This window comes from Nocardioides sp. (genome assembly GCF_031397825.1).
In the GTDB taxonomy this organism is placed as follows: Bacteria; Actinomycetota; Actinomycetes; order Propionibacteriales; family Nocardioidaceae; genus Nocardioides.
In genome coordinates this window covers 1-6,246 of sequence record NZ_JANNML010000218.1, presented here as the reverse complement: position 1 = coordinate 6,246, position 6,246 = coordinate 1, and the positions used below count along the sequence as shown (strand labels likewise).

Annotated in this window: 10 protein-coding genes; 5 read left to right on the top strand and 5 right to left on the bottom strand. The window is 72.8% G+C overall.

Annotated features, from left to right (window positions below):
- Positions 1-670: thrombospondin type 3 repeat-containing protein (locus RMN98_RS18385; protein WP_309650269.1), on the top strand; the 670-nt coding region annotated here is incomplete at its 5' end.
- Between the two features lie 6 nt (positions 671-676).
- Here RMN98_RS18385 and RMN98_RS18380 read toward each other — a convergent pair.
- Together RMN98_RS18380 and RMN98_RS18375 are read right to left on the bottom strand one after the other, a co-directional pair.
- Positions 677-913, bottom strand: a complete 237-nt coding sequence (locus RMN98_RS18380; protein WP_309650268.1) for a DUF1059 domain-containing protein — start codon at positions 911-913, stop codon at positions 677-679.
- Between the two features lie 67 nt (positions 914-980).
- On the bottom strand, positions 981-1,838 hold the full coding sequence (locus RMN98_RS18375; RefSeq protein ID WP_309650267.1) for a sigma-70 family RNA polymerase sigma factor: 858 nt from the start codon (positions 1,836-1,838) through the stop codon (positions 981-983).
- A gap of 83 nt (positions 1,839-1,921) precedes the next feature.
- Between RMN98_RS18375 and RMN98_RS18370 the strand changes: the two genes are divergently transcribed.
- Genes RMN98_RS18370 through RMN98_RS18355 form a run of 4 tightly spaced genes read left to right on the top strand, consistent with a single transcriptional unit; the run spans position 1,922 to position 4,930 of the window.
- Positions 1,922-2,452: a GNAT family N-acetyltransferase gene (locus RMN98_RS18370; protein WP_309650266.1), complete on the top strand. Its 531-nt coding sequence runs from the start codon at positions 1,922-1,924 to the stop codon at positions 2,450-2,452.
- Positions 2,449-3,348 carry an aminoglycoside phosphotransferase family protein gene (locus RMN98_RS18365; RefSeq protein WP_309650265.1) on the top strand — a complete coding sequence of 300 codons (900 nt, stop codon included), beginning with the start codon at positions 2,449-2,451 and terminating at the stop codon, positions 3,346-3,348. The genes RMN98_RS18370 and RMN98_RS18365 overlap by 4 nt, the downstream gene beginning before the upstream one ends.
- Before the next feature lie 10 nt (positions 3,349-3,358).
- Complete coding sequence (locus tag RMN98_RS18360; RefSeq protein WP_309650264.1) at positions 3,359-4,108, top strand: DinB family protein; 750 nt, start codon at positions 3,359-3,361, stop codon at positions 4,106-4,108.
- Positions 4,109-4,117: 9 nt separating this feature from the next.
- Positions 4,118-4,930 (top strand): nuclear transport factor 2 family protein, encoded by an 813-nt coding sequence (locus RMN98_RS18355; protein WP_309650263.1) that lies wholly within the window; start codon positions 4,118-4,120, stop codon positions 4,928-4,930.
- Between the two features lie 2 nt (positions 4,931-4,932).
- Here RMN98_RS18355 and RMN98_RS18350 read toward each other — a convergent pair whose 3' ends face one another.
- Genes RMN98_RS18350 through RMN98_RS18340 form a run of 3 tightly spaced genes read right to left on the bottom strand, consistent with a single transcriptional unit; the run spans position 4,933 to position 6,148 of the window.
- Entirely contained in the window at positions 4,933-5,514 is a 582-nt protein-coding gene (locus RMN98_RS18350; protein ID WP_309650262.1) for a DinB family protein, read from the bottom strand.
- Complete coding sequence (locus RMN98_RS18345; protein ID WP_309650261.1) at positions 5,511-5,801, bottom strand: antibiotic biosynthesis monooxygenase family protein; 291 nt, start codon at positions 5,799-5,801, stop codon at positions 5,511-5,513. Before RMN98_RS18345 ends, RMN98_RS18350 begins: the two co-directional genes overlap by 4 nt.
- Before the next feature lie 17 nt (positions 5,802-5,818).
- On the bottom strand, positions 5,819-6,148 hold the full coding sequence (locus RMN98_RS18340; protein ID WP_309650260.1) for an antibiotic biosynthesis monooxygenase: 330 nt from the start codon (positions 6,146-6,148) through the stop codon (positions 5,819-5,821).
- Positions 6,149-6,246 lie beyond the last annotated feature (98 nt).

Here is a 6,246-nt window from a genome sequence, read left to right as displayed (position 1 = left end):
CCGCGCCGCGGACGGCAACTCCTTCGCGGTGTCGCAGACCAACGGCGGCCTTGGCAGCCTGGTCTCCGACCCGCACGTCTTCTCGATGTCGGTGACCTCGCCGAGCAGGGTCGAGCTGGTCCTCGACTGGTCCGACCCGCTGTCCGACCTCGACGTGACGGCCCAGGCCGGTGCGAGCGACCCGGTCTACAGCGCCGGCGGCAAGCCCGACACGCTCGTGCTGCCGAAGGTCCAGGGACCGATCGAGCTCGAGGTCAACCCGACCCTCGTGGGACCGACGGGCACGACCTACACGCTGCGCGCGAAGGTCACGCCGCTGGGCAGGGACCGCGACCGCGACGGGCTGACCGACCCGGGCGACGCCTGCCCGACGCTGCCCGGACCGCTGCCGTCGGGCTGCCCCGACACGGACCGCGACGGCGTGCCCGACGGCAAGGACCGGTGCCAACGGCTCCCCGCCTCCACCTCCACCGGCTGCCCGGCGCCGGCGACCGAGTGGATCCGGGTCCTCGTCGACGGCCAGCAGGTCCGCAGGGTGCGCATGGACCGCGCCTTCGGCACCGGCCGCTTCGACCTGACCGTCGCGGTGCCGCGCGGCGTGCACCGGATCCGCACCGAGTGGCTGGACCGCTCCGGCGTGCTCACCTCGGTGGTGCGCGAGGTGCGCTGAGCGGCGTCAGCCCTCGGGGAGGGCGGCGAAGGCGGCCTTGGTGTCGCGGTACCACCCCATCGACCGCTTCGGGTGCCGCCACCGACCCTTCATCGCGTCACGGGCCTCCTGGTGGGTGGCGTCCCCGGCCTTCTCGGCCGCCTTGAGGTGAGCGTCCTGGGCGTTGATGACGTCATCGGCGCTCTCGCCGTGGTGCTCGAGGTCGCAGGGGCCGCCGAGGGCCCGGCAGGTCATGGTCTTCATGGATGACTCCTTGATTCGTGGGGGTTCTGCTGTCATGACGATCGGGACGCGCGGGGTGTGACCGCCGTCAGGCGCGCGGCGTGCCGCCGTCACGTCGTACGACGCTCTCGAGCACCGCGGGCGCGGCTCGGAAGGTGATCGCCCGGACGAGACCGTCGGCCACGACGAAGTCGAAGACGACCTTGGCCTCGCCCAGGTGGAACCACGCCGTGCCGGGCCGGTCGTCGACGAAGACGGGCAGCGCGGCCTGGGCGCTGCCGTTGAAGAACGTCGCCACCTCGTCGCGGCCCTCGATGCGCTGCGGCGTACCGGCCAGGATCGCGGCGTCGTCGGCGGTGATGGCGGCGTCCGGGGCGAGCAGGCGGAGCAGCCGGTCGAGGTCGCCACCCTTGGCCGCGGCCATGAACGCGTCGACCACCGCCCAGTCGGCCAGGCGGTCCTCCGAGGCCGGCTGGGCGATCTTGGCCCGCGCGCGCGACGCGAGCTTGCGCGCGGCCGGCGGCGTGGAGTCGAGCACCGCGGCGATCGTGGGGAAGTCGAAGCCGAAGCTGTCGTGCAGCACGAAGGCGACCCGCTCGCGCGGCGAGAGCCGGTCGAGCACGACGTGCAGCGCCAGGCCGACGGTGTCGGCGAGCGCGACGTCGTCGGCGGGGTCGCTGCTCTCCCCCACCGCGTCGAGCAGCTCGTCGTCCACCTCGTCGACCGGCACCGGGGTGCGCGCACGCAGCCGGTCGAGGCACAGCCGGGTCGTCACGGTCGTCAACCAGGCCGGCAGGCTCTCGATGTCGGTGTCGTCCGTGCGCAGGTGCAGACGCAGCCAGGCCTGCTGCACGACGTCCTCCGCCTCCGCGTGGTCGCCGAGCACCCTAACCGCCAGGCCCAGCAGGCGCGGTCGCTCGGCCTCGAACATCTCCGTCTGGTCCACGGGCCACACCCTTCCACCGATCGTCTTCTCACCTTCCTGACGCGCGAGCGGCCACGGGTGTGACCGAGCCGTAGCGTGGCCTCGTGCCACCTGACCTGCTCCCGACCTCCCCACGGCTCACCTTCCGCCGGATGCGGCCCACGGACCTCGACGAGATGCACCGGCTGCTCGGCGACCCCGTGGTGATGGCCTACTACCCGGAGCCGCGCACCCGCAAGGGGGCGCTGCGGTGGATCGAGTGGAACGAGGCCAACTACGCCCGCGACGGCTTCGGCCTGTGGCTGCTCCACGACGGGCACGGCGCCTTCGTCGGAGACTGCGGGTTGACCTGGCAGGTCGTGGACGGCGAGGAGCACCTCGAGATCGGCTACCACCTCCTCCCGGAGCACCAGGGCAGGGGCCTCGCCACCGAGGCGGCGCTGGCCTGTCGGGAGCTTGCCCGGGAGCGCGGCATCACCCACCTGATCGCCATCATCCGCCCCGACAACCTGCCGTCCCGGCGCGTCGCCACGGCCATGGGCATGACGCCGGAGCGGCGCACGGTCCACTCCGGGGTCGCCGTGGACGTCCTCGGCATGACGCTCGACGTCGTCTCCCCCAGGATGGACCCGTGACCCGCCTGCACGCCGACGAGCTGCCGATCGACGCCGAGCTCGTACGACGCCTGGTGGACCACACGTTCCCCAGCCTCGCTGTCCTGCCGTTGAGGCCGGTCGCCGGGTCCGGGTCGTCCAACGCACTCTTCCACCTGGGCGAGGAGCTGGTGGTGCGCATGCCGCGGCAGCCCGGCGGCGGACCGGGCATCGTCAAGGAGTCGCGCTGGTCGCCGGTCGTCGCGCGCCACGTGGGCGTCGCGGTGCCCGAGGTCGTCGGGGTGGGTGAGCCCGACCGCGGCTATCCCGAGCACTGGTCGATCACCCGGTGGCTGCCCGGCGACGTGGCGTCGGCGGCGATGAACGGATCCACGGAGCTGGCGGTCGACCTCGCCACCTTCCTCACCCAGCTCCGGAGCCTCGCGGTGCCGGAGCGGCCTGTGAGCGACGAGCTGTCGTCGTACCGTGCGCTGCCGCTGGTCGACCTCGACCCCGACTTCCGCGAGCTGCTCGAGGAGTGCGCGCCGCTGGATGTCGGCATCGACCTCGACGACGCCCGGCGGGTGTGGGGGCTCGCGACCGACGCCTGCTCCACGACGGGCTTGCCGACCTTCCTCCACGGCGACCTCCTGGCGGAGAACCTGCTGCTGCGCGACGGTCGCCTCGCGGCCGTCCTGGACCTCGGCGGCCTCGCCGTCGGCGACCCGACCGTGGACCTGGTGGTGGCGTGGGAGGTGCTCGACGCGGAGGGACGTGCGGCCTTCCGTCGGACGCTCGACGTCGACGACGACACCTGGATGACCGCGCGGGGCTGGGCCCTGCTGATCGCGCTGATGACCTTCGCCTACTACGGCGAGACGATGCCGCGCCGGTGCGCCGACCGGCTGGTGATGGCGCGCGCGGCCCTTGCTGGGTGAGCATGGGCGCATGACCGAGGACCTGACCGAGAGCCCGAGCCGTGAGTTCGTCGACGCCGACCTGACCGGCGCCCGCTTCACCCGCGTCGACCTGTCCCGTGCGGTGCTGCGGGCCGTCGACGTCCAGGACGCCGAGATCGACGCGCCGTGGCTGATGGAGCAGGGCGGGGTGCTGCTGGTCAACGGCGTCAACGTCGCCCCGCTGGTCGACGCCGAGCTCGATCGCCGCTTCCCGGGACGCTCGCTGCGACGAGCGGGCGACCCTGCGGGACTGCGCGAGGCCTGGGCGGCGCTCGAGTCCACCTGGGCGGCGACGCTCGCCCGCGTCCAGGCGATGCCCGCCGGCACGGTCGAGGTCTCGGTGGCCGGGGAGTGGTCCTTCGCCCAGACCCTGCGGCACCTCGTGATGGCCACGGACGTCTGGCTGGGGCGGGGGATCCGTGGGATCGAGCAGCCCTACCACCCGATCGGCCAGCCCAACGCGGAGTACGCCCTGGACGGCCTGGACCCGTCGGTCTTCAGCACCGAGCAGCCGTCGTACGACGAGGTGCTGGCGGTCCGCGCGGGTCACGTCGCGCTGGTCCGTGACTTCATCGCGACCGTGACGCCCGAGCTGCTCCAGGAGGAGCGCCGCAACCCGTGGGACCCGGCCCACCCCGAGACCGTGCTGGCGTGCCTGCACGTGATCCTGGGTGAGGAGTGGGAGCACCACCGCTACGCCGTGCGCGACCTCGACCAGATCGAGGCCTCCGCGACGTAGTCTGCCGAGGTGACCGAGCTCGGGGCCGGCGACAGCATCGTCGTCGCGACGACCATGCCCCTCTCTGACACGGCTCGGGCCGACCTGAGCGCCCAGCTGGGGCCCGGCTATGTCGTGGTCGACATCAAGAAGGCGCCGCCCACGACCAACATCGTGCTGACGACGGTCGTGAGCGGCCAGCTGATCGGCGTCCTGCGCGCCACCTTCCCGGAGGCGCGCATCCTGCTCACCGAGCTCCACGACGCGGAGCGCGGGATCCGCTACGCCGGCCCGGTCACCCGGGTGATGGACACCGGGCCGGACGGCTACTTCGTCACCCACGACCTCGAGTCGCTCTCGCCGATCGTGCAGCAGGAGGCGCAGCTCCAGCTGACCGGCAGCACCCGACGGTCAGCGCCGATGCTCGGCGGCCGGCCCATGTCAGAGCCTGTGTCGGAGCCTGCTGGGGTGCTGCCGGAGCGCGAGGTCATCGAGGCAGCCCTCGCCCGCGCTGCGGCGCTCGCGGTCGGCGACGCCGAGCACCTCACGGCGCTGCTGCACCCGGACTTCCGCTGGACCTCGCACGTGGGCGAGACCTACGACCGGGAGGCCTACGTGCGCCGCAACACCGGGGGCCACACCGTGTGGCGCTCGCAGGAGCTGGTCGACCCGGCGGTCGTCGTGGTCGGGGACACGGCGGTCCTCCACGCACACGTGACGGACGTGGTGCTCACCGCCGACGGCGAGCCGGCGGCCTTCCGGATGCCGATGACCCAGACCTGGGTCCGCGAGGACGGGACCTGGCGGTGCCTCGCCGGGCACGCGGGGCCGCGCGTCGAGTGAGCTCAGTCCCGAGCCGCGCGCGCCGCCTCCTCGATGTGAGCTCGGCGGGCTTCCCACATGTCGGCCGCCTCGGCGATCGAGAAGCGGTCCTGGGCGTCGACGCCCAGCGAGCCGTCGACCTGCTCGCGCAGGATGTCCGCGTGACCTGCATGCCGGGTGGTCTCGGTGAGCACGTGGACCAGGACGGTGAGGAGCGTGACGTCCGGGCGTGGCCACCACGGCACGTGACCGGGGGCGTCCAGGGCGAGGTCCTCGATCGTGGCGTCGGCGTGCGCGCACACCGCCGCGTAGCCGTCGCGGACCTCCTGCCGCGTCTCGTGCGCGGTGGCCCACATCGCCGCGCGGTGGGCCTCCTCGTCACGCCAGTCAGCCAGCTCCCCGGGCCACGGTCGGTCGAAGACCAGCCCGAAGTAGCGCGCCTCCCACGCGGTCAGGTGCTTCACCAGGCCGAGCAGGTTGGTCCCCGAGGCGGTGAGCGGGCGTCGTACGTCGTAGGGCGAGAGGCCGTCGAGCTTCGCGAGCACCACGGCCCGGACGTAGCGCAGCTCCTCGTGCAGCGTGGTCTTGACGTCGAGGCTGCTCACGGTGCCCCCACAGCGGAGATCTCGTAACGCGCCACGTCGGCGCCGAGGACGTCAGGCAGCGCGACCGGCTCCCCCTGGGGATCGGAGCTGCGGAAGGCGAGGAGGTGCGCCTCCGACTCCCACCGCTCGTAGATCACGATCCGGTCCGGCTCGATCGGGTCGGGTGCCTGGACGAACTCCCGGCACCCGGGGGCCCGTCGGGCCAGCTGCGTCGCGGTCGTGACGAGGTCGAGGTAGGTCGCACGCTCCCCGGCTCCGACCTGGAGGTGTCCCGCAATGATGAGCACCGCCCCAGGATGCGTGCTCAGTCCTGCGGCAGCAAGGGCCCCAGCCCGTCGACGGACGAGAAGTGCGTGACGGTCGGGAACGGGTCGTAGAAGTGGTGCAGCAGCGCCCGCCACTGCTCGTAGTCGGCCGAGCCGCGGAAGCCCGTCTCGTGGTCCTCGACCGTCGCCCAGGTGACGAGCAGCAGGAAGGTGTCGGGCGCCTCCACGCAGCGGGTGACCGAGACGCCGCGGCAGCCGTCCTGGCGACGGATCAGCGGAAGCGCCTGCATCATCGTCGTCTCGAAGGCCTCGGCCTGGCCGGGGCGGACGTGCAGGAGGGCGTGCTCGAGGACGGGCGAGGAGGTCATGGGGTCATCCTCGCGCGCGCAGCACGACGAGATGGCGACCCGCCGTGGCACGACCGTCCCCGCCCTCGCGGCTCGACCAACGAACGGGACACCAACCA